Raw genomic sequence first — 23,721 nt, forward strand, 5'->3', positions numbered from 1 at the left:
TATTGTTTATGAAAGGCTGAAATTCCTGCGTTTTCTAAAAAAGAGGCATTAAACTACCTGAACTCCGTGATCAGGGGCTGGGTAAAGCGCAGGTCATTGAAGTCATAGTACTGCCGGGTGGTCTGGAACAGCTTGAATTCCTGCTGGCCGTTCAGGAAAGGCATGCGGGGGTAGTACCCCAGCAGGATCTGGATGGTGTTGAGCGTGAGGAACTCGTTCCGGAACCGGAGCCCGAACCCAAACCCCGTGTAGGGCTTTTCCTTCAGCGGTGATCTGTTTTCCACGCTCGTGAGCCAGGCCATATCGGCAAAGCCGATGAGGGCCAGCCGGAAACCCAGCAGGGTAAGGGGAGTGAAGAAATTGGTCTCGTAGTTCAGGACGAACCGGCGGTAGCCGCGCACCTCGCTGGAACTGAAGCCCCGCAAGCCGTCATCCTGGTCAATGTCCAGGGCAAACAGATCGGGCCGGCGCATGCCCAGAGAGGTCCGGTGCCACAGAAAATGACGCCAGCGCCAGTTCCTGAGCCGGTACAAGGGTGTGAAGTACAAGGCCTCTGAGGTGAATACCCCCTGTTCCCAGGAGTTGCGGTGCCGGTAGCTGCCGTATTCAATGCCCCCGTAGAGGTACCCGAATCCCGGGTTGTATTTCCCGAAGGCCCCCTTGATGCCCAGGTACGGGCGGTTTTTCTGGGCGCCGTCTTCAAACCCCGCGGTTAGCGCCAGCAGGTTCCCGGCCGGGATATCCTCGGTGCGTCCAAACCCGAAAAGGTACTGGTCTTTGTAATACCGCCTGAAACTGTAGCCGAAGGCGGCCAGGTACAGGCGGGCGCTCTGTAGGGCAGGCCCGCCGCCCTGGGTGTACTTGATGTTCATGAAGCGGGCGGCGGTAATGAATTGGCCGGGGTTGTTCTGGGCCAGGTCATACGATTTGAGCCGGAAGGCGCGGCCAATCCAGAAATCCTGGATGTTGTAATCCAGGGGGATGTGCTCCAGAAAATGCCTGGGTTCCTCCACCTGCTCGCCCTGTTCATAGTAGTCTGGCACCAGGGTCTGGTACCACCCGGCCGAAGCCCCGCCCGCATACTTGGTGTTGGTGGTGTAGAAATCCCGCTTGAAGCCCAGGCTCTGCTGTTTGTAGTAGTGGGTGTTCTGGTACACCAACTCCGCGGAGATAAAGCTGCTGGAGATGTTCTGGATGAAATAGCTGCCCAGGAATTGCCACGTCTGCGGCTCATTCACCCCAAAGCGCTGGTTGGCCCTGATCTGGTGCCCCACCCCCATGAAGTTGATATCGCGCAGGCCAATACGGGTGCTGGAGGTGCTCGCCGACCCTGACACACTGATGCTGAACACGTCTTTGGTGATGATGACCACGTCTACGCTGTCATTGGTAGAGGTGGAGTCATTGACCAGTACCCGGGCATCCAGCAGGTAATCGGTTTGGCGCAGCAGACGCTCAGACTCAGACAAGTCCAGCGGCTCCAGCAGGTCGCCCTCCTTGAACAGGATCTGGTTGCGCAGCAGGTTCTGCTTCGTGCGCATGTGCAGGGCATTGCCTAAACGTTCTAGGTAGTTCTTGGGCAGGGCCAGGGTGTCATTGATAGAGTAACCGAAGGCGTCTAACCGTTTGAAGTAGATGCTGCGCACCACCTTGTAGTTGTGCTGCGCATGCGCCGGCGGCAGCAGGCTGTTTTCAAGGGGTTCCTCAATCTTGCGGGGCTTGAACACCACCAGCGCTTTCACCGCCCGCCCCAACAGGGTCTTCTTCTGGCTCATGCGTTTCAACGACTGCAGGAACTGCCGGTTGTCAGTGGTGTCTTCCAGCGGCGGGGTCACCACGGGCGTGGGAGGAAGGGTGGGAACCACCTGGGCATAGGCACAAACGCAACCACACCACATAGCCATGGCTAGCAGCAATAGCAGTCTTGCGTGCGTAGAAAATCGTTGAGCCGTCTTCATCCCTTTAACTCCATCCCCAAAATACGGCAAAATCCCCTCAGAACCAGCACAGGCAGTTTAATGCTATTAAAATTAGCGTTATCAACACCCATGTTGATAATTTGTGGCTAAAATTATTAGTTTATCAGGCGGTTGTGCCGTATCTTGCTAACGTATTCAGAGACTTAAAAGGCATAGAGATGCAAACTCCGCTTCTAGAAAAACTAAGTATTTTGGCAGATTCTGCTAAATATGATGTTTCCTGCTCTTCCAGCGGCGGTAAGCGCAAGAACGAGGGGAAGGGCCTGGGCAACGCCGAAGGCATGGGCATTTGCCACAGCTATACCGAGGATGGCCGGTGCGTGTCTTTGCTCAAGATCCTGCTCACCAACTTCTGCATCTTTGACTGCGCCTACTGCGTGTCCCGCAAAAGCAATGATGTGAAACGCGCCGCTTTCACCGTGCAGGAAGTAGTGGATCTGACCATCAATTTCTACCGCCGTAACTACATAGAAGGACTGTTCCTGAGCTCCGGAATCTTCAAGAACGCCGACTATACCATGGAGCGCCTGGTACGGGTGGCCAAGAAGCTGCGCCAGGAGCACAAGTTCAACGGCTACATCCACCTCAAGACCATACCTGGGGCCAGTGAAGAACTGGTGAAGGAAGCAGGCTTGTACGCCGATAGACTCAGCGTGAACATTGAGTTGCCCACCGAGGAGAGTCTGCAGGCCCTGGCGCCGGAGAAGAATTTCAAGGAGGTGCTCACGCCCATGGGCCACATCAAAGACCAGCTGGTGCTGGTGAAAGAAGAGAAGAAGCTGTTCAAGTCCACGCCTTCCTTCGCACCCGCCGGGCAAAGCACCCAACTGATTGTAGGGGCTACCGCTGAGAGCGACCGTCAAATCCTGACCCTCGCCGACGGCCTGTACCAGAACTTCCAGCTCAAGCGCGTGTACTACTCCGGGTACGTGCCGGTGGTGACCGACAGCCGCCTGCCCATTATCAGTACGCCGCCCATTATCAGGGAGAACCGGCTGTACCAGGCAGATTGGTTGGTGCGGCTCTACGGCTTTGGGGTGAATGAATTGCTAGACGAGCAGAACCCGCAGCTAGACCTGCAGATTGATCCTAAGCTGGCCTGGGCGCTGCGCAACCGGCATGTGTTCCCGCTGGAGATCAATACCGCCGACTATGAGATGATTCTGCGGGTGCCGGGTGTGGGAATCAAATCAGCGAAAAAGATAGTGTCGGCCCGCCGCTTTGCTCCCCTTACCTGGGAGCACCTGCGCCAGATAGGCGTGGTGCTGAAAAGGGCCAAGTATTTTATCACCTGCGGAGGGCGCAGTTTGGAGACGAGAGAATGGGACGAAGAAGCTATCCGAAGGAAAATCATCTTTGGCGAGAAAGGGAGCCGGGCCAGCCTGTGGGGCAGCCAACTGGATCTGTTCCAGCAGGCCAGCTAAACCAACCGCTAGCCACACCTCTTCTGCCTTATAAAAGAAAAAGCATTGTTTTTGTAAAACCACATAGAAATCTACCCAATATGCCAACTTTAGCCAACCGCCAAACCGTAGCCCCTGTTTCTTTCCGTTGCAAACTGAGCACTTTGGTGCCTTACCTGCGCCAGTTGTCAGCCCAGCGCCATGAGAAAAACGGCGGCCGACATACTTCCATCCGCATCGCCTCTTAAGCCAGCCGAAGAAGGTGGTTGGGTAGCGGGTTAAAAGCCTGTGGCTCCGGGTCTTGCCTTCTTCAGAAACCACATGTAGTCTTTGTTCTTACTGTTGTTGATTTCTTTCCCCACCATGTATTTCTACAGTTACGACGGTTCTTTTGACGGCCTTCTCACGGTGGTGTTTGAAGCGTTTGAGCGCAAGGCATGGCCTACCCAGATCGGAAAAGAAGGAGAGGCCCCGCCCGGGATTTTCGCCACGCACCATTTTGTGCCCACCCAGGAAGACAAAGCCAACCGGGTATGGGACGGCTTAGGAAAGAAGCTTTCTGCTGCTGCCCGGGAGAACGTGTACAAAGCCTTTCTCTGGGAACAGCCCGGCTTTGAGATGCTGATTTTTCAGTTCGTGCGCCTGGTTTTTACCAGTGCCCAGCAAGGGGTAGAGGAGAACTTCACCCAGCCCTGCGTGCAGAAGATGGCCGCCGTAGGCAAGCAGATGTTCCGGGAGAAACACCGCATGGAGGCCTTTGTCCGGTTCCAGCGGTCGCAGGATGGCTTGTATGTGGCCCCCATCAACCCAGATTTCAACGTGCTTCCGCTGGTGGTGCCGCATTTTGAGAAACGGTACGCCGACCAGCACTGGCTTATCTATGATGTGCGCCGGCAGTACGGAGCCTATTATGACCTGGAGCAGGTGCACCTGATCACTTTGGAGGAGGCGCCGCCCAGCCTCCGGAAAGGCCAACTCTCCCCGGATATCCTCACGGCGGTGGAGCCTCTTTACCAGCAATTGTGGCAAGCCTATTTTGACCACGTGAACATCCCGGAACGGAAGAACCCCAAACTGCACCTCCGCCACCTGCCCAAGCGCTACTGGAAATACCTCACCGAGAAAAAGCCCCGCATTCAGGCGCATCAGCCTATCCAGAACAAGCAGGTGCCTACCGCTGTGCCCCGGTTAAAGGCGTAGACGCAGGGAGGTGGTTTAAAGCTATGTTCAGGGAGAATAGATTGAAAGGTGAAAACCTGCCTAAGAGGTGCAGCAGCAAGGTCAGGTAATTTCCTCCCCCGTACCTCTTCCCCTAGCTCCCCCTCAACACTGCTTACTCAAACGACCTCGTAGCGTCCGAAGGTCCTTCGAGTGTCTCCGCCCACAGCCTCCCCATCACGGAAACCAGGCAGGATCCATCTAAATAGGAAAGCCACAAGAGTTGCCCTTCTTCCTAGCAATACCCTTTTTCAGCAATGCGTGGGAGACAAGGCAGTGCCTGGTCTCTACAGATTCTGTATTCCGGCTCTTTCCTGAAAAACATCCCTGAAACACCTCTTGTCCTCTTTTAAAAAGGGGAAGCGGTCTTTTTTACCTTTTTTGCCTGTTTATTATAAAATACCCCAGAAACACTATCTTTGCTCTTCCATCCGCAGTACTAGCCGTTTTGGGTACCTCTTCTAAGAAAAAGAACATCGTTATTTTCGCTTCCGGGTCCGGGAGCAATGCCCAGCGTCTGTTGGAGCAGTTCGCGCACCACCCGCACATACAGGTGGCGGCCCTTTTCTCCAACAACCCACAGGCCTTCGCCTTACAGCGTGCCCAGAATTTTGGGGTGCCCACGGCCGTGTTTGACCGCGCCGCGCTTAGGGCCGGCGAGGTACAGCAGCAGGTACAGGCTTACGCCCCTGACCTGATTGTGCTGGCCGGGTTCCTTTGGCTGTTGCCGGCAAGCTTTGTGCAGGCTTTCCCTAATAAGATCATCAATATCCATCCCTCGTTGCTGCCCAAGTTTGGCGGGAAAGGCATGCACGGCCAGCACGTGCACCAGGCGGTGATTGAGGCGCAGGAAACCCAGACGGGCATCACCATCCATTATGTGAACGAGCATTATGATGAGGGGGCGCCTATCTTCCAGGAGTTCTGCCCCGTGCAACCGCACGACACCTGTGAGACCCTGGCCGCCCGCGTGCTCACCCTGGAGCACCAGCACCTGCCCCGCGTGGTAGAGGAATTGCTCTCGGCAGACAAAGACAGCCCCCAAACGCCCGCCGCCTAACCCTCCGGAAAAGAGATGAAGCACCTGACACGGCCCTATGATTTGCTCCTGCAGTCCCGCGCGTGTCTTCTGCGGCCGGCTTTCCTGCCTTTTGCCGTTTCCGCTGCTTTCTGTTTTTGGCCCCAGATCCTTTGCCTGACATGGGCCCGGTACCTCTGTGCCTGGCCGTTTACGCATTCCCAGCGGGGGATGGGCTTTCCATTTAACCTACATTTTTCGCAAACTATATGAATTCCGTTAAAATCAAATCTGCCCTTATCTCGGTGTACTACAAAGATGGCCTGGAGCCGTTGGTGCGCGAGTTGCAGAAACAAGGCGTGACCTTTTATTCTACCGGCGGTACCCAAACGTTCCTGGAAGGCCTGGGCGCTGAGGTGGTGGCCGTTGACAGCGTCACCGACTACCCGTCTATCTTTGGCGGACGCGTGAAAACCCTGCACCCCAAGATCTTCGGGGGGATTCTGCACCGCCGCAACCACGAGCAAGACCAGCAGGAGGTGCAACAGTTTGAGATCCCAGCCCTGGACCTGGTGATCGTGGACCTGTACCCCTTTGAGGAAACCGTGGCTTCGGGCGCGCCCGAGGAAGACGTGATCGAGAAAATTGACATTGGCGGTATTTCCCTGATCCGGGCGGCGGCCAAGAACTTCCAGGATGTGTTGATTGTGTCTTCGCGCGAGCAGTACGGCGAGGTGGTGGAGTTGCTGCAAGCCAAGGAAGGCAGCACAGAGCTGGCTGACCGAAAGCGTTTCGCGGCCAAAGCCTTTGATATCTCTTCGCACTATGACACGCACATTTTCAACTACCTGAGCCAGGAGCAGGACTTAGCCCCGGCTTTCAAGCAGAGCGAGCGCCAAAGCCAGACCCTGCGCTACGGCGAGAACCCGCACCAAAACGGCACGTTCTACGGTGATTTAGAGGCTCTTTTTGACAAACTGAACGGAAAAGAACTGTCGTACAACAACCTGGTAGACGTAGACGCCGCCGTGCTGCTGATGGCGGAGTTCGCTGACCAGCCGGCCGTGGCTATCCTGAAACACACCAATGCCTGCGGCGTGGCCGTAGCCGATTCGCTGCACCAGGCGTACCTGAACGCCCTGGCCTGTGACCCGGTGTCGGCGTTTGGGGGCGTGATCATCACCAATAAAACCATAGACCTGGCTACCGCCGAGGAACTGAACAAGCTGTTCTTTGAGGTACTCATTGCCCCGGAATATGACCAGGATGCGCTGGACTTGCTGAAAGGCAAGAAAAACCGGATCCTGCTGCGTCAGAAACCTGTTGCTTTGCCTGCCAAGTTATTCAAAACCCTGCTTAACGGGGTGATTGAGCAAGACAAAGATTTGGCCACTGAGACGGCCGCTGATTTCAAGCCGGTAACCCAGCGTTCGCCCTCTGAAGAAGAGGTGCAGGGGCTGGAGTTTGCCTTGAAAGTGTGCAAGCACACCAAGTCCAATACCATTGTGCTGGCGCGTGGCAACCAATTGCTGGCCAGCGGCGTGGGCCAGACCTCGCGCGTAGACGCGTTGAGGCAGGCCATTGAGAAAGCCAGAGGGTTTGGGTTTGACCTGCAGGGTGCCGTGATGGCCTCAGACGCTTTCTTCCCGTTCCCAGACTGCGTGGAGATTGCCGCCGAAGCCGGCATCACTGCCGTGGTACAGCCGGGCGGTTCCATCAAAGACCAGGATTCTATTCAGGCCTGCGATGCACGTAACATGGCCATGGTCATGACCGGCGTGCGCCACTTCAAACACTAAGCCTACCACTACCGCTTGATCAGAAAGCCCGGCCCCCACTGAGGAGCCGGGCTTTCTGTTTTTCTCCTTTTTTGAGAAAATCAGCGGAAAAATGGGTGCTTGCCATGGCTCCCTCTGCTGGTATAAATCTAATTTTGGTCCACCTGGGCAGCAGGTGGCGTAGCCCAGAAAAGTGGAAGCCCTTCTGAGAAAAGGCCAAGCAAGCCACCAAGGGTAGGGGAGTGCCCGGCATTATTTTGCGGCCCAAGGGGCAATAAGCAAGCCAGACATTCGTCTTTGGGTAGCGTGGCCGCCGCAGTTTTGGTGAGTATGTCCGGGCTTTGAGGGTGTTAGATAGGGTAAACTGTTGTAAGATAGCGGGTTGTGGGTTCGTTGGGGGAGGTGTCCCTAGGTAACGGCAGCGGCGGTGGGCTAATTTTTTCGGGTCTGTTTCAGCGGTTCTTCTGATTATTCGGTATAAGGAAGCAGGCAGAAGCACGGGGGACAAGGGCGCGTTTTTAGGCCGTTTTCCAGGAAAAAGGCCTAAATCTGAACTGTCTCACGCTCAAGCGAAATTATTGGCGGGAAATACGTAATTTTGCCCTATTGTAGTACCTTGTAGAGAAAAATAGATTTCATATATAGCATTCTAACTGTGAATGCACCACGGACAAATAATGGGATTATTTAATTTTTTCACTTCCGATATAGCGATTGACTTGGGGACGGCCAACACCCTGATCATCTATAACGATAAAATTGTAGTAGACGAACCTTCCATCATAGCCCTTGACCGCAGAACCAACAAAGTGTTGGCGGTGGGGCGGGAGGCGCAGCAAATGCACGAGAAAACCCACGAAAACATCAAAACCATCCGTCCGCTCAAAGATGGCGTGATCGCCGATTTCACTGCCGCGGAGATGATGATCAGGGGGTTGATCAAAATGATTGACAAAGGCAAGAGACGCCTGTTCCAACCTTCTTACCGCATGGTCGTGTGCATTCCGTCGGGTATTACCGAGGTGGAGAAACGCGCCGTGAAAGACTCTTGCGAGCACGCAGATGCCCGTGAGGTCTGGATGATCCAGGAGCCCATGGCCGCGGCCATAGGTATTGGCATTGACGTGGAGCAGCCTGTGGGCACCATGGTGGTAGACATAGGAGGCGGTACCACAGAGATCGCCGTGATCGCCTTGTCTGGTATTGTGTGCGACCAGTCCATTCGGGTAGCCGGAGACACGTTCAACAAAGACATTCTGGACCACATGCGCCGCCAGCACAACCTGCTGATTGGCGAGCGTTCCGCGGAGAAAATCAAAATTGAGGTTGGGGCCGTGCTCACTGAGCTGGATAACCCTCCCGCTGACTTTGAGATCAGGGGCCGTGACTTGATGACGGGTATCCCGAAGGTGATCAAGGTGACCTACCAGGAAATCGCGATTGCCCTGGACAAATCCGTGTCCAAGATTGAGGAAGCCGTGCTCAAGGCCCTGGAGATCGCTCCCCCAGAGCTTTCCGCCGATATCTACGACAACGGGATTCACCTGATTGGCGGCGGCGCGCTGCTGAGAGGCCTGGACAAGCGTTTGGCCGCTAAAACCAAACTTCCCATCCACATTGCGGAAGATCCACTCAGAGCGGTGGTGCGGGGTACCGGCGCAGCCGTGAAAAATATTGAGGCGTTCCGCAACGTGCTGTTGAGCTAAGCACCGGCGCCCATGCGGAAACTATTAATTTTCATCTTCCGGATAAGGGCTTTCTTGGTGTTTCTGCTGCTGGAAGGCGTGTCTCTGTACCTGCTGTACCGAAGCAACGCCTACCACAATGCGGCGTTCTACCAATCGTCTAACTATTACGTGGGGCGGGTACTGGAGCTCCAGAGCCAGGTGTCTGATTATTTCCGGCTCACGGAGATCAACCAGGGGCTGGCCCAGGAAAACGCCCTGTTGCGGGCCCAGCTCACGCAGATCCAGGAACAGCAGCTGAACGACAGCCTGGGCACCGTGAAAGACTCGCTGTTTGCTGGGGTTGACTCGCTGGGACCAGCGGTGTTCACGTACCGTCCGGCCCGCGTCACCAGTAATTCTGTGCGGGGGCTGAACAACCACCTGGCCCTTAATGTGGGGTCAGATGCGGGTATACGGGCGGGCATGGGCGTTTTGACCGCCAACGGCATTGTAGGCCGGGTCAAGGCCGTGTCAAAGCATTACGCCACCGTGACCTCGCTGCTGCATTCCCAGACCCTTATCTCCGTGAAACTGAAGCGGAACCAGAGCCTGGGCTCCATCCGCTGGGACACGGAGAACCCTGAGACGGCCAGCCTGCATTATATTCCGCTGAGCGAGAAGATCTTCAAAGGCGATTCGGTGGTGACCTCGGGTGCCGGGGGCATTTACCCGCCGGGTATCCTGGTGGGCCGCGTGATCAGCGTGCGCAAGGAACTGGACAAGAGTTTTTACACGATCTTGGTACGCCTGGCCGTTGACTTTGAGAAGCTTTCCTACGTGTACGTGGTAGAAAACAAACGCAAGCCTGAGCTGGACAGCCTACTGATCAGGTCTGGCATAACCGAAGCGAATGAATAATTTTAGGTTCATACACTTAGTGCAGTTTGTGGTGTTGATGAGCCTGCAGGTGCTGCTCATGCGCAACCTGGTGCTGTTTGAGACCGGGTTCTGCTTTGTCTACATCGGGTTCATCCTGTTCCTGCCCATTGAGATGGACAAGGTGCTGCTGCTGCTGCTGGGCTTTATCTGCGGGTTTACCATTGACCTGTTCTATGACACCTCTGGGGTGCATGCCGCCGCCACGGTGCTCATGGCTTACCTGCGCCCCTCCATGCTCAAACTGCTCACGCCCCGTGACGGGTATGAGGTGTCTGACCATGCCAGTCTGCCCTCTATGGGGTGGCAATGGTTTCTCACCTATGGCCTGGTGCTTATCTTTGTGCACCATTTCACCATGTTTTTTCTGGAGCTCAACGGATTTAAACTGATTGGTTTTACGTTAGCCAAGATAGTCGCCAGTACCCTGTTCACCGGAACCGTGCTGGTGATCTTTCAAATGTTATTTTTTGAGCGAAGGGCAAGAGGTTTTAGATGAAGTATTTAGAAGGCCGCAAATACGTAATACAAGCAATTTTCTTAGCGATAGGTGCGGTTTATCTCATCAAGCTTTTCTATATCCAGGTCCTGGACGACAGCTACAAGACGGCTGCTGAAAGCAATGCCATGCGCCGGGTGGTGCAGTATCCGTTCAGGGGCCTGGTCTATGACCGGCACGGGGCGCTGCTGGTAGAAAACACGCCCGTGTATGACTTGATGGTGGTGCCCAAAGAGGCCAAAGCCATTGACACCCTCAAATTCTGCCAACTGGTAGGCCTTTCCCTGCCCGAGTACCGGGAGAAGATCACCGCCGCCAAGAAATACTCCTACGTGAAGCCCTCGCCGTTCCTGCAACGGCTTACCAACACAGAGTTCGCCGCCATCCAAGACAACCTGGTAGATTTTCCGGGGTTCTACATCAATGCCCGTACCGTGCGCAGTTACCCGCACAGCAGTCTGGCCCACGCGTTGGGCTACATTGGCGAGATCAACCCCAGACAGCTGGAAGACACCACCTACCGCGGGTACCGCCAGGGCGATTATCTGGGGATCAGCGGGTTGGAGCGGGAGTATGAGCAGTACCTGATGGGCAAGCGCGGGGTGAAGTACACCATGGTGAACGTGCGGGGCATTGAGAAGGGCTCCTTCAAAGACGGCGCCTATGACACCCTCTCGGTGGCCGGTCAGAACCTGGTCACCACCATAGACCTGAAACTGCAGCAGTACGCAGAGAAGCTCATGGAGGGGAAGATAGGAAGCGTGGTGGCCATTGAGCCCAGTACCGGTGAAATTCTGTCGCTTGTCTCGGCCCCGTACTATGATCCTTCCCAGCTCACCGGAAAGGAACTGGGCAACAACTACATGAAGCTGCTGCGGGACCCGGTCAAGCCTTTGTTTAACCGGCCGCTCATGGCTACCTACCCGCCTGGGTCTATCTTCAAACTGGCCCAGGCGCTTATTGCCATGCAGGAAGGTGTACTCACCGCTGACACTGGTTACCCCTGTAACTGGTCCATGGTGAAGTGTTCGCACCGGCACGCGTACCCGGCCAACCTGGGCATTGCCATTGAGCAGTCGTGCAACCCCTATTTTTACCAGGTGTTCCGTTCCGTGGTGAACAAAGGCCGGTCGGCGAACGTCTATGAAGATGCCCACCTGGGCCTGGATATCTGGAAGAAGCACATCCAGACCTTTGGGTTTGCGACGCAGCTGGGAGTGGATCTGCCTAATGAGAAGAAGGGCATGATGCCTAATTCCCAGTTCTATGACAAAATATACGGCCCCAAGGGCTGGAAATACCCTACTATCTATTCGGTGAGTTTAGGGCAGGGCGAAACCGGGGTGACACCTCTACAGATGGCCAATTTTGCGGCCATTGTGGCCAACCGCGGGTTCTTCTACACGCCCCACATTGTGCGTTCGGTAGGCGAGAAGGGAAAACCGCTGCCCGAGTACTCCGTGAAGCGCTATACCTCGGTGCACCCGCGGCACTTTCCGGCGGTGGTAGAGGGCATGCAGCGTGTGGTGGAGTCGGGTACGGCCCGTTACGCCAGCCTGAGCCACATTGGGGTCACCATCTGCGGCAAGACGGGCACGGTGCAGAACCCGCACGGCAAGGACCACTCGGTGTTCATCGCCTTCGCGCCCAAAGAAAATCCTAAGATCGCCATTGCGGTGTACGTGGAGAACGCGGGCGGCGGGGCGGTGGCGGCAGCGCCCATGGCCAGCCTCATGGTAGAGAAATACCTTACTGATACCATCAAGACAGCCGGCCGCAAGCGCTGGGAAAATGACATGATTACTGGGGCCTTCTACAAATGGGGGAAATAGTGGATTTATGATGCGGACTTCCTATAAAATCACCCGAAACATTGACTGGGTCACCATTGGACTTTACGGGCTCATGGTCACCCTGGGCTGGATGAACATCTACGCCGCCGTGTACAACCCAGAGCACGTGACCAGCATCTTTGACTTTAGCCTCAACTCCGGGAAGCAGCTGGCCTGGATTGGTACCTCCATTGTCATCATCATCATGCTGTTTGCCATTGACTACAAGGCCTATGACTCTTTGGCGTACGGTATTTACTGGTTTGTGATCCTGGTCTTGCTGGGCACCCTGCTGTTGGCTTCGCCGATCAAAGGCTCCCGTTCCTGGCTCGTGATCACGGAGACCGTGCGGTTGCAGCCCGCTGAGTTCGCCAAGTTCGCCACGGCGCTGGCGGTTTCCAGGTTTATGAGCAACATCAACCTGCGGCAACAGAACTGGAAAGACCAGGCCAAGCTGGCGGGGCTGGCGTTGTTGCCGCCCATTATCATCATCCTGCAGAACGAGACGGGCTCAGCATTGGTGTTTGCGGCCTTTACCCTGGCTTTTTTCCGGGAGGGCATGTCACCGTTGATCCTGATCATTGGGGCGGTGGCGGTCTTTGTGTTCATTCTTACGCTCCTGATTCCGCAGTGGTACCTGGTGGGTATTCTCACGGTGCTCATGGGGGCTTACCTTTGGTTTAACTTCCATCGGATCAAGCGGTATTTGCCCACGTATGTGGGCGTATGGGCCGCGATACTGGTGGTGGTGTTCAGCGTGAGCTACTTCGTGGATAACGTGTTGCAGCCGCACCAGCAGAACCGGATCAAGGTGTTGGTAGACCCTGAGATTGACCCGCTGGGCGTAGGCTGGAACGTGACCCAATCCAAGATCGCTATCGGGTCGGGCGGGCTGTTGGGCAAAGGGTTTCTGGAAGGCACCCAAACCAAGTTCGACTTCGTGCCGGAGCAAAGCACCGACTTTATCTTCTGTACCGTGGGCGAGGAACACGGCTGGATTGGCAGTGTGATCATTGTGGCGCTCTTCATGGCGCTCTTGCTGCGCATTGTTTTCGTGGCCGAACGGCAACGCTCCGTCTTTGGCCGCACCTACGGCTACTGCGTGGCCTCCATCATTTTCTTCCATTTCCTGGTGAACGTGGGCATGACCATCGGGCTGGCCCCGGTGGTGGGTATTCCGCTGCCATTCTTCAGCTACGGAGGTTCCTCGCTGTGGTCATTCACCATTCTGCTGTTCATCCTGCTGGCCATTGACGCCCACCGCAAACTGGACCTGGGCCGGGGGTAAGGCGTATCAGGTAGCTAGTAGCTAGTAGCTAGTAGCAAGTATCAGGTAGCAAGATGAAGTCTTTTTGGAGGCAGTTTTAAGGAAAACAGGTTGAAAACGAAAGGCATGGATAGACACTCGTAGGACCTCCGGACACTACGAGGTCTGCCGAGTTATTAAAGGTCTACCTTGCCGCTAACCTTCGCTTCAGCTTGGCTTTGCTTATTCGTATACTCGTCGACTAAACCAAAGCAGCTAATCCAAGACATCGTAGTGGTTCCAGGCCCTACAACCATATCAAGTACATCAAAGACCTCGTAGTGTCCGGAGGTCCTACGAGTGTCTACCCCAGTTACCATCTTTTCGGTCCCATTTTCTCAAAAATAGCCCTGAAACAACTCAGCCAACTGAGCAATCAAGGTTTACCAGCAGAAAAGTTTACTTGCCAAAGCGCACTATAGCGGGGAGTTGGATCCGTGGCTAAGGGCATAGGAAAGGCAAGGCCCAGAAGTAAATCCGCGCCATAGAAGGCGATAGGCTAAAGAAAAAAGAGGAGCAATTATAAGATCGGCGCTCACAGGTTCTCTCAACGCTACGAGGTCTTTTCTATCAACTGAGAAACTTTGCTGCCAAAGCCTTAAATGCAAAACGCCCGCCTCTTCTTTAGAGGCGGGCGTTTTGCATTTGTTTTGAGAGAAAGACACTTAATAAGCTTACGCGAATTTGCGCTCTATGAGCCGGGTCAGTTTCTGTACATGGTCTTCCTTCTTGCTCCAGTTGTACTTGCTGCCTACTTCTTGCACCAGGTATTGCTTGGCCTGGTCTGGGCTTTGGTACTCATCCAGTTGCTTGATCACAGCGTGGTAGGCCATGTTGTCGCCCTCAAACAGTTCATTGATGAAAGAGAACCGTTGGTTGATGGAGATCGCCTCTTTCAGTGAGCCAATTTTCTGCTCTTGGTTGCGATCTACAAAATTGGTATTGGCCGGCTGTTTCAGGCGCTCGTTCAGGGTGGGTTTCTGCTCTATGGTGTAGCGCTCGTTCAGCTTAGGCTCGGCGTGCAGCGTGGGCCGGAAGCTAGGCTGCGGGGAAGCCACATGGGTACTCACCGCTGGCATTGGCGCCGGGGCCGGGGCGGCCACCACCGGGAACAGATCCTCTACCCGCAGCGGCTGCAATTCATTGAACCGGCCCACCAGTTCATCCACTGATATGCGTTCGGTCTCGTGTTCGGCCAGGAAGCGGTTTAGCTTGGGAATCACCTGGTGACGGTCAAAGCTGCTGTCAGAGGCCAGGTGGTCCAGGAACTGGCGGTACACGTCTTTGTCGAGGTCCTGGTACTTAAGGCTGTCCTGCAGCTTTGGCACGGTGAGGTCATCCATGCGCATGAACTTCTCCTCAAACACCGCCACTGGTTCCAGCACGCAGCGCAACGTGTCTTGGATGGCTTTGAGCAGAAGAGGTTCAAAATGCGGGCGCTTGATGGAGATCTTGCGTGACAGCACGTTCATGAACTGCACCAGGGCATCCTTCACCTCAGGGTGCTCAAAATCAAAGTATGGGCTACGCAGGTTGGCCATCTCATGGTTCCAGAGCGTGAGCAGCTCTCTGATCATGTACAGGTTCACCTGCTTTATAGGAGTGAAGGAAATCAGTTGTTGGGCAGTAACGTTCTCATGGTGAGCAAAGTGCTCTTCGCTGAGGCGTTGGGCAAGGGCCTGGCTGTACTGCGCCAGGCGTATTTGATTATATTTGTCTTTCATTGGCGGGAGCATACGCTCGTAAATATAGAGAAATATGGGCGAATTAACGGTGCAGAATCTAGGGGAACTAGTGGTTAACGTGGCCCCGGGGCAGACGGTTCTGGCCGGTCTGCAAGCCGCCGGCATTGACTGGATGCACGCCTGCGGGGGCAAGGGCCGCTGTACGTCGTGCCGCATGATCGTGCTGGCCGGGACCGAGAATATTGCCCCCGACACCGCACCAGAAACCCGCTTCCGCAACAACGGCCGCCTGAAACCCAATGAGCGCCTCACCTGCCAGGCTACCCTCACTGGTCCGGTCACCTGCCGTGTTCCCCAACAAACGAAACTGCCGCACATTTCTTATACTTAGGTATTGAATGAGTGAGAGATTGAATGAGTGGGAGATTGAAGGAGTGAATGATTGAGAGATTGAATGATTGGGAATTGGGAATTGGAGGGAGTGAGGCATTTTTAGGCGTGCTGCTGTAGAAAGGCTCTTTGGATTAATCAATATTTTTGAAATTTCTCCCTCTCCAAATCTTCCAATCAACCTATTCTCCCATTCATTCAATCTCTCCATCAATCAATAGATTGAGAGTCACCGCAATGGATAACTGTGTGGAAAAATTGTGCATTAGGAGAGGGGCCGTGGCTTGTACCTTCGTTGAGTAAGGGAAAGGGAATTTCATTCTCTCATTCATTCAATCTCTCAATCATTCAATAGATATGTTCATAGAACCCCGGGTGGGAAACCGCCAACAAACCCATAAGCGCGGTTGGATAGAAGTGATTTGCGGGTCTATGTTCTCAGGGAAGACCGAAGAATTGATCAGGCGGCTCAACCGGGCCAAGATAGCCAAACAGTGCGTAGAGATTTTCAAACCGGCCATTGACACCCGTTACCATGAGCTGGACGTGGTATCACACAACGCCACCGCCATCCGGTCCACGCCCATCCAATTCGCCAACGACATGCTGCTGCTGGGTAGCGGCTGTGATGTGCTGGGCATAGACGAGGCCCAATTCTTTGACGAGGCCATCACCGAGGTCTGCGTGCAGCTGGCCAACAGCGGGGTGCGCGTGATTGTGGCCGGCCTGGACATGGATTACCTGGGCAAACCCTTCGGACCCATGCCAGCTCTCATGGGCGTGGCCGAGTACGTGACCAAGGTACACGCCATCTGCGTGCAATGCGGCGACATTGCCTCCTATTCTTTCCGCAAAACCGCCTCCCAGGAGAAAGTGCTCCTTGGCGAAACAGATTCCTACGAGGCCCGCTGCCGCCACTGCTTCCAGGAAGGCCTGAAAGGAAACTTCTAGAAACAGTTCTGAGTCTATAGTCCTGAGTTAGGATTTCCAAATACGATTTATGCCTCCTTTTGGAAAAACTGCCTTAATTCGCAACGGCCTTGTTCCTTCTCCCTGAGGGAGAAGGCTAGGATGAGGGGGGAGAAGTTGCAAGGAAGAGAAGCTTTCCCCATGGAACAAAGATTTATTAAGTGAGGACTTGTTTCAAACCAGAAAAGCCCTAATCCTAGAGCCACCGCTGCCCCTCACCCTAGCCCCTCTCCGCGGGAGAGGGAATTTTACTGTTTCTATTTTGGGTTTGTTTTTTAGAAAATAGGCCCAAAATAGGAAGAAACAACAAAGATTATTGGTACCCTAATCTGTCCCCCATGGACAGGACCTTACAGCAGTAATCAATCCCATTCCACCGTGCCCAACTTTACTCGCTGGCGCGAGCTTCCAGCTCGTGTCCGCACGGATACCTGATTCTCATAAGCTTGCCCATGAGGTCCTTTCAGGATGACAAGGAAGATAAAAGGTGCTATTTACTTTCCTATACATAAGACCTCGTAGTGTGCGCAGCTCCTACGAGTGTCTTTCCCAAATTCCTGTTTTCTGCTCATTTCACTAAAAACAGGTGAAAAACGCGGAACGGTTTTCCCGTATAGCCTGTACCACCAACTTTTGTACCGCCATGGCTATCGTGCTCAACAACATCACCGTATTTGGGGAGGAAATCATTGACCAAAGCGCCATTGACCAAATAAAACGCTGCGTGGGCGAAGAAGACCTGGGCGTGCTCACCGCTGATGCGCACTATGGCTACGCGCACCCTATCGGTGGCGCGGTGGCCTACAAAAACCACGTCTCGCTCTCAGGGGTAGGCTTTGACATTGGCTGCGGCAACAAGGCCGTCCGCACCGATGTCCTGGCCCAGGACGTGGATATTGCCCGGGTCATGAACCAGGTGGTGCGCAGCATCGGGTTTGGCGTGGGGCGGCCCAACCCCAAGCCCATAGACCATCCCGTGCTGGACCACATCGGCAAAGCCGCCTTCAAACCACAACGGGAACTACGCAAACTGGCCGCCGAGCAGCTGGGCACAGTAGGCAGCGGAAACCACTTCATAGATTTGTTTGCCGACGAGGAAGGCTATCTCTGGGTGGGCGTGCACTTCGGGTCTAGGGGCTTCGGGCACCGCACCGCCACCGGCTTTATCGCCATGTCACAGGGCCTGGGTTTCTTTGACAAGGCCAAGGAAGGCCGCATGGACGGACCGCCCATCCTGTTTGACATCCAGTCGCAGCTGGGCCAGGACTACATTGCTGCCATGTCCTTGGCCGGCGAGTACGCCTACGCGGGCCGCGACGTGGTGGTGGAAAAGGTACTGAACATCTTGGGCGCCAAGGCCACCGAGGTGGTGCACAACCACCACAACTTCGCGTGGTTTGAGCGGCACCAGGGCGAGGACTACTGGGTGGTGCGCAAGGGCTGCACGCCGGCGTTCCCCGGGCAGAAAGGCTTTATCGGGGCCAACATGTATGACAACTCCGTGATTATTGAGGGGGTGGAAAGCGAGCTATCCGTGCGCGGGCTCTACTCCACGGTGCACGGCGCGGGCCGCCTGCTCAGCCGCCGGGCCGCTGCCGGCAAGACAAAATGGATGCGCGACAAGAACGGCGTAAAACGCAAAACCGTGGTCTCACCGGGACTGGTGGATTTTGACGCGGTGCAGCAGCGCATGAAGGCCAAAGGTATTGAACTGCGCGGCGCAGGCGCCGATGAAGCCCCCGAGGCCTATAAGAAACTGGAAGACGTCTTGAAGTACCAGGGCAATACCATCAAGGTGCTGCACACGCTTCGGCCCCTGGGCGTGGCCATGGCCGGTGAGGATGTGTATGACCCGTACAAGGATTGAGCAACCAATCCACCTGTAGAGACAAGGCACTGCCTTGTCTCCTCCCCGTAACAAACCAACAGCCTTTCGAAATAGTCTTTTAAACGGCAAATGAGAGGACGATGGCTGATGAGGTTATCAGCAGAAGAAAGGAATGCGCAGGAGACAAGGCAGTGCCTTGTCTCTACATATTTGGTGACCGATTACAGTCAACCGTTTCTGGGGTGATTTTCAGAAAAAGTACCGAAAACATATCTTCCTGCCTATCCATGCCGCTCTGAGCCTGCTTTTCTAAATACAGCCCTGAAACGACGGTTAGGCCATCCTGAGCTGGAGGCTTTTCTTTTTCTGCTTATTCCGCCAGATGACAAACCCCGACACCCACAGGAACGCGGGCAGGAAACCCAGTAGAAACCAGAGCACCCTGGTCACATAGCCGCCTATTTCCCCGAAGTGGAATGGGATAAACCAGTTCCGTAAGATTCTGGCGCCCAGCGGAGAAGTGTGCGGGTCAAACTGGAAAATCACCTGGCCGGAGTACTGGTCCAGGTAGACCATGGGGCGGAGCTCAGGGCCAGCGCCTACGGTGGCGTCTTCCACAAAGGTGAAGAAGACGGTGCCCACGCTGTCTTTGGGCATGGCCAGGCTGCGTTTGGGCAGGGTGGGGTAAAAGGTATCCATTTGGGCCAAAGCCTGGGCCACGGTCAGCGGCGGGGCATCCATCGCGTACACCGACTTCAGCTTTTTCCCCTCGGGCAGGCGCTCTTTGGTAGCGGTGAGTTGGTTTACGGCGGTCTGGGTTTCCTCGGGGAAGGCGAAATAGGCGCCCGTGATGGCGATGAAAAACAGCGGCAGGGCCACGTAAAAACCGGTCACGTTATGCAAATCATAGGCCCGGCGTTTGGGGCCGGCGTTTGGTTTGTAGCGGAGGCCGTCGCGCAGGAACCGCTTTTTACGCGGGAACCACAGGTACAGGCCCGTGGAGAACAGCACCAACGCCATGAGCAGCGCGCAGGTGCCGGTAATGAGCGAACCGGTCTCGCCCATGGTGAGTTGGCGGTGCAGTTCCAGAATGCCCTCAAACACGCCCCGGCGGTTTTTCATCTCGCCCAGGAACTGGCCCGTGTGCACGTCATAGAACAGCCACTCCTTCTTGTCTTTGAGCTTAATCTGGTAGTTCTCCAGCTCGCGGGTAGGGAAATTGAGCGTAGCCAAAGGGCTCTGGAACTGGGCCTCGGCTTTTTTTACCACCTCCAGCGGCGGGAATACTGGGCCGGTATGCTTGGTTTGGAACTGGTCTGCGTACAGCAGGGCCGTGAGTTCGGGCTGGAACACGTATAAAGAGCCTGAAATGCCCACCACCGACAGCACGGCGCCGCTCACCAGCCCCACCCATAAATGCACCCAAATCAGTAGTTTTCTTAATCTCATACAAACCAAAGCGCCAGCCTTTCAACAGGCCGGCGCGGAAAAGGGAATGGAAGTAATTTCTAGAAGTTCACGCCCACGGTGCCAATGATGGTACGCGGGGCACCCGGCATAATGGCCGTGGCCGACTGGGCGCCGTCATAGTAGTGCTCATCCGTGAGGTTCTTGCCGTTCACGCTCACGTGGAAGCGCTTGATGCGGTAGAAAACGGTGGCGTCTACTTTGGTGTAGCCCGGTAACCGGAAGCTGTCGGTGGCATCGCCGGGGCGGGACTGCACCGAGGTGAATCCACCCCCGAAGCCCAGGCCTTTCAGGAACCCTTGCTGCAGCTCATAGGTGCTCCAGAAGGTGAAGTTATGCGGTGATACGTTCTGGAAACGGGTGCCTTTGGCCGTGGAGCCGTCTGAGCTCACCTTGGCGTTGATGTAGCTGTAGGTGGCAATCAGATTAAGGCCGGGCAGTACCTCGCCGGTCACGTCCACCTCCATGCCTTCGCTGATGACTTCGCCAATCTGTACCCGGAAGTTGTTGTCTCGGGCATCAACTGCCGAGATGTTGCTTTTCTTGATTTTGAAGTAGCTGCTGGTCAGGTTCAGGCGGTCTTGGAACAGTCCCAGCTTGATACCGCCTTCCATCTGCTGGGTGGTAAGCGGGTCAAACGTGTCGCCCTCCAGGGTGCGGCCAATCTCGGTCTGGAACCCGGTAGAGTAATTCGCGAATACAGACAGTGGCCCGTACAGCTCATACAGAACACCTATGCGTGGGTTGAAGGAGCGGTTTTTCTGCTCCACGGTGTCTTTGCCGAAGTAATTCTCAGAGCGGTAGTCAAACAGGTCATAGCGGGCGCCCAGCAACACGTTCAACCGCTGGTTGATGGTGATGAAATCCTGCACGTAGAAGCCGTAGTTGCGGGTCACGTCCTGGTAATCCTGGGAAGTGGCCAGTTTGTCAACCGGCTTGGGTTTGCTGCTGTACACGGGGTTGTAGATGTCCAATACGTCATAGGCGGCCCGCTTCACGTTCAAGTCCAGCAGGAAAGAGCTGTATTCAAAACCAGCCACGGTGCGGTGCTGGATTTGGCTTCCGGTAGCAAAACGGCCGTAGATTTCGTTCTGGGTAGCAAAGTAGCGCTCAAAGTAGTATTGGTCTTGGTAGCGGCGGTTGATGAGGCGGTCAGAGTTTCTGACCAGGGTGTTCTGCTCTACCAGTTTACGGGTCTCGGTGCCGTAGTTGAAGTTGGCGGCGTGGCGCAGGCTCCAGGTGTCATTGAGTTTGTGCAACAGGTTGTACTGCACAAACCGGTTCTGATAGAAGGAATAGTTGTCTGGTTCGCCCAGGCTGCGGCTGCGGGGCACGTCGGCAATCTTGCCGTTTACCGCAAAGATACCGCGGTCAGAAGGCATGTTGTGGTTCAACAATTCGGCCTCTACGCTTAAAGTGGTGTTGGGCGAGAAATCATAGGTGATGGACGGGGCCACAAAGTAACGCTTGGTCTTCATGAAATCCCGGAAGCTCTCGTTGCGCTCGTACACGCCGTTGAAGCGGTATTTGAGGGCTTTGCTTTCCCCAATGGTACCGCCCAAATCCACGGCCGGGCGTATCATGCCAAAGTTGTTGGCCGTCAGCTGCACCGATTGGAACGTGTAGGCGGTGGGTTTCTTGGTGGTGATGTTGATGAGCCCGCCCGGGTCGCTTACGCCATAGAGCACCGAGGCCGGCCCTTTCATGACTTCAATCTGCTGCACGTTGGCGCTCTCGCGGTAGGTGCGGGCCGGGTTGCGGAAGCCGTTCTTGAAAATGCTGTTCTGATCAGTACGAAAGCCTCTTATCTGGAAGATGTCGGTGCGGCTGCCAAAGCCGGTCTCCACAGAGACGCCGCTCACGTTGCGCATGGCGTCTTCAATCTTCACCACCTGCAACTGGTCTAGCGCCCGCCGCGAAATCACCTGCACTGACTGGGGCACGGTGCGTAGCGCCGCCTCCATTTTAGTAGCCGTGGTGCCTTCCCGCTCCAGGTAGTTGCCGCTGCGGGTGCCCGTTACCTCTACCTGGGCCAGGTTGAAATCTGAGGTGTTGAGCCGAATGTACAAAGGAGTGGCCTGGCCTGCCTGCACGGTCACAGGTTGGCGCAAGGAAGCGTAGCCAATACCAGAAGCCTGCAGGGTGTAGTCGCCGGCGGGAATGTTCCGGATGAGGAATTTGCCTTCATCATCAGTAGTGCTTCCCAACGTGGTTCCTTCCAGCCCTACGCTGATGCCAGGAAGCGCTTCTCCCTTGAGGGATTGGATACGGCCTTCCAGCCGGCCATTGGTTTGGGCCAGGAGCAGGCACGGTAAAAAGAGAAATAAGAAAAAGAGCGTAATGGTTTTCTGCATGCCTTGGGTGCCTACTTTATTTAGACTAAATCAAAAGAGGCGCAAAGCTAATAAGTTGCAGGTAAGAAACAAAGGTTATTTAGAGGGTTTCTAAATAGCTGGGGCAGTATCTGTGCCCGGCATGGTAGTACGGGTTATAGGCAAGCAATGCGGGTAATGTTCCTGCACGTAAGAGATGAGTCTTTCCCGCACCCAGCACCGAAGGTCAAAGGCGCTGGAAGAATCGGCGGCACTTACCAGAATCCTGATTTCCAGGGTGCGTTCTTTCGCATCGGTGACTTGCAAAACGGCCACCCGCCCGTCCCAGAGGTGGTTCTCAGGCAAGATGCGGTTCAATTCAGCCCGCAGTTTGTCTAAAGGAGCGGTATAGTCCAGAAACAGGAAGACGCTGCCCAGGAGTTCGGTGGTGGTGCGGGTCCAGTTTTGGAAGGGTTTTTCAATAAAGTAGTTCAAAGGAAGAATTAAGCGGCGCTGGTCCCAGATACGCAGCACCACATAGGTGAGCGTTATTTCCTCCACGCGGCCCCATTCATTCTCCACCACCAGCACGTCATCGATCCGGATGGGTTGGGTAAACGCGATCTGCATGCCCGCCAACAGGTTAGCCAGCGACTTCTGGGCAGCGAAGCCCAGGATCACCCCCGCAATACCCGCCGAGGTCACCAAGCCGGTGCCAATCTTGCGCACCGTAGGGAAACTCATGAGAATAAGCGAGATGGTGAAGAAAACGATCAGGATGATGACTATTTTCTTCACGAACTGCAGCTGGGTGAACAGTTTCCTTTCCCTGAAATTGTCGGCTTTGTCTAATTGGTACTTATGTCTGATTCTGTACTGCACCACGTACACCCAACCAATGAGCATCCAGGCAAAGGCACAGGTAAGCGCTATTTCCACTATCCTCCTGAAAACCTCAAAGAATTCTGCGCGCAGCGGCACCAGCGGCAGCATGCCAGACAAGAGCAGCAGCGGGAACAAATAACCAAGGGGCTGGGGAAGATGCTGCAGGAAGCCTTGCAGCCAATACTGGGGGAATCGGTTGTTGTAGATGGTGACCGATCTGATAACCAACCATTTGATCAAGTGGCCTAAGACAAGGGCCCCCACTATGACCGCCAGGCCCTGCAGAAACAAAGGCAAGTGGTCTTCCACAAAGTGGGTCAAGGTATCCAGCACTTCCATCATAAAAACGCAAAAGCAAGTTCTAAACTACCCGGTTACCGGGCAAAAGGTTACCGGCGAGCTTTTATAAGGCCTTGGCCCGGCTTTCTGCCTTTTGGTACTATTGGCATATAAATCAACCCACAGAGGTAAAAAAGAGTAAATAAACAAGAGTGCGCTCTGGCAAAGACCCTTGTTGCCTGGCTTGTACGTGTTTTTACGGAGCCTGCG

Annotated in this window: 18 protein-coding genes; 13 read left to right on the forward strand and 5 right to left on the reverse strand. The window is 55.0% G+C overall.

All coding sequences use genetic code 11. The annotated features are described in order from the left end of the window. Nucleotides 1–53: 53 nt before the first annotated feature. Entirely contained in the window at nucleotides 54–1,904 is a 1,851-nt protein-coding gene (locus FOE74_RS05510; RefSeq protein WP_188686433.1) for a POTRA domain-containing protein, read from the reverse strand. A gap of 233 nt (nucleotides 1,905–2,137) precedes the next feature. Between FOE74_RS05510 and FOE74_RS05515 the strand changes: the two genes are divergently transcribed. The 10 genes from FOE74_RS05515 (at nucleotide 2,138) to rodA (ending at nucleotide 13,618) form a co-directional block, all read left to right on the forward strand. Continuing rightward, on the forward strand, nucleotides 2,138–3,403 hold the full coding sequence (locus tag FOE74_RS05515) for a putative DNA modification/repair radical SAM protein (RefSeq protein ID WP_149097606.1): 1,266 nt from the start codon (nucleotides 2,138–2,140) through the stop codon (nucleotides 3,401–3,403). Between the two features lie 80 nt (nucleotides 3,404–3,483). Then, nucleotides 3,484–3,630 carry a hypothetical protein gene (locus tag FOE74_RS21170; protein ID WP_188686436.1) on the forward strand — a complete coding sequence of 49 codons (147 nt, stop codon included), beginning with the start codon at nucleotides 3,484–3,486 and terminating at the stop codon, nucleotides 3,628–3,630. An 82-nt stretch (nucleotides 3,631–3,712) separates the two neighbouring features. Then, on the forward strand, nucleotides 3,713–4,582 hold the full coding sequence (locus tag FOE74_RS05520; protein ID WP_225840677.1) for a TIGR03915 family putative DNA repair protein: 870 nt from the start codon (nucleotides 3,713–3,715) through the stop codon (nucleotides 4,580–4,582). A 466-nt stretch (nucleotides 4,583–5,048) separates the two neighbouring features. Further along, complete coding sequence (gene purN / locus FOE74_RS05525) at nucleotides 5,049–5,660, forward strand: phosphoribosylglycinamide formyltransferase (protein ID WP_149097608.1); 612 nt, start codon at nucleotides 5,049–5,051, stop codon at nucleotides 5,658–5,660. A gap of 227 nt (nucleotides 5,661–5,887) precedes the next feature. Beyond that, entirely contained in the window at nucleotides 5,888–7,417 is a 1,530-nt protein-coding gene (gene purH, locus FOE74_RS05530) for a bifunctional phosphoribosylaminoimidazolecarboxamide formyltransferase/IMP cyclohydrolase (protein WP_149097609.1), read from the forward strand. 656 nt (nucleotides 7,418–8,073) lie between these two features. Then, complete coding sequence (locus FOE74_RS05535) at nucleotides 8,074–9,102, forward strand: rod shape-determining protein (protein ID WP_149097610.1); 1,029 nt, start codon at nucleotides 8,074–8,076, stop codon at nucleotides 9,100–9,102. Nucleotides 9,103–9,114: 12 nt separating this feature from the next. After that, a complete protein-coding gene (gene mreC, locus FOE74_RS05540) occupies nucleotides 9,115–9,981 on the forward strand; it encodes a rod shape-determining protein MreC (protein ID WP_149097611.1) in 867 nt (288 codons plus the stop codon). Next, on the forward strand, nucleotides 9,974–10,498 hold the full coding sequence (locus FOE74_RS05545; protein WP_149097612.1) for a hypothetical protein: 525 nt from the start codon (nucleotides 9,974–9,976) through the stop codon (nucleotides 10,496–10,498). The genes mreC and FOE74_RS05545 overlap by 8 nt, the downstream gene beginning before the upstream one ends. Continuing rightward, entirely contained in the window at nucleotides 10,495–12,330 is a 1,836-nt protein-coding gene (gene mrdA / locus FOE74_RS05550; protein WP_149097613.1) for a penicillin-binding protein 2, read from the forward strand. The genes FOE74_RS05545 and mrdA overlap by 4 nt, the downstream gene beginning before the upstream one ends. A 7-nt stretch (nucleotides 12,331–12,337) precedes the next feature. Then, entirely contained in the window at nucleotides 12,338–13,618 is a 1,281-nt protein-coding gene (gene rodA, locus FOE74_RS05555; protein ID WP_308422679.1) for a rod shape-determining protein RodA, read from the forward strand. Between the two features lie 692 nt (nucleotides 13,619–14,310). Here the strand turns inward: rodA and FOE74_RS05560 are convergent. After that, nucleotides 14,311–15,360, reverse strand: coding sequence for a hypothetical protein (locus tag FOE74_RS05560; RefSeq protein ID WP_149097614.1), 1,050 nt, complete (start codon nucleotides 15,358–15,360; stop codon nucleotides 14,311–14,313). 34 nt (nucleotides 15,361–15,394) lie between these two features. Between FOE74_RS05560 and FOE74_RS05565 the strand changes: the two genes are divergently transcribed. The 3 genes from FOE74_RS05565 to FOE74_RS05575 all read left to right on the forward strand — a co-directional run bounded on the left by FOE74_RS05565 (nucleotide 15,395) and on the right by FOE74_RS05575 (nucleotide 18,547). Beyond that, nucleotides 15,395–15,712: a 2Fe-2S iron-sulfur cluster-binding protein gene (locus FOE74_RS05565; RefSeq protein WP_149097615.1), complete on the forward strand. Its 318-nt coding sequence runs from the start codon at nucleotides 15,395–15,397 to the stop codon at nucleotides 15,710–15,712. 356 nt (nucleotides 15,713–16,068) lie between these two features. Next, a complete protein-coding gene (locus FOE74_RS05570; RefSeq protein ID WP_149097616.1) occupies nucleotides 16,069–16,662 on the forward strand; it encodes a thymidine kinase in 594 nt (197 codons plus the stop codon). A 604-nt stretch (nucleotides 16,663–17,266) separates the two neighbouring features. Next, nucleotides 17,267–18,547, forward strand: coding sequence for an RtcB family protein (locus FOE74_RS05575; protein WP_225840679.1), 1,281 nt, complete (start codon nucleotides 17,267–17,269; stop codon nucleotides 18,545–18,547). A 294-nt stretch (nucleotides 18,548–18,841) separates the two neighbouring features. On the opposite strand, the gene FOE74_RS05580 is transcribed toward FOE74_RS05575, so the two are convergent. From FOE74_RS05580 to FOE74_RS05590, 3 genes are all read right to left on the reverse strand, one after another. Next, the gene (locus FOE74_RS05580) at nucleotides 18,842–19,957 is read right to left on the reverse strand and encodes a PepSY-associated TM helix domain-containing protein (RefSeq protein ID WP_149097618.1); all 1,116 of its coding nucleotides are present in this window, start codon (nucleotides 19,955–19,957) and stop codon (nucleotides 18,842–18,844) included. Nucleotides 19,958–20,016: 59 nt separating this feature from the next. After that, the gene (locus FOE74_RS05585) at nucleotides 20,017–22,329 is read right to left on the reverse strand and encodes a TonB-dependent receptor (protein WP_149097619.1); all 2,313 of its coding nucleotides are present in this window, start codon (nucleotides 22,327–22,329) and stop codon (nucleotides 20,017–20,019) included. 90 nt (nucleotides 22,330–22,419) lie between these two features. After that, nucleotides 22,420–23,514, reverse strand: a complete 1,095-nt coding sequence (locus FOE74_RS05590) for a mechanosensitive ion channel family protein (protein ID WP_225840681.1) — start codon at nucleotides 23,512–23,514, stop codon at nucleotides 22,420–22,422. Nucleotides 23,515–23,721 lie beyond the last annotated feature (207 nt).

This window comes from Rufibacter glacialis, assembly GCF_008271745.1.
GTDB lineage: Bacteria > Bacteroidota > Bacteroidia > Cytophagales > Hymenobacteraceae > Nibribacter > Nibribacter glacialis.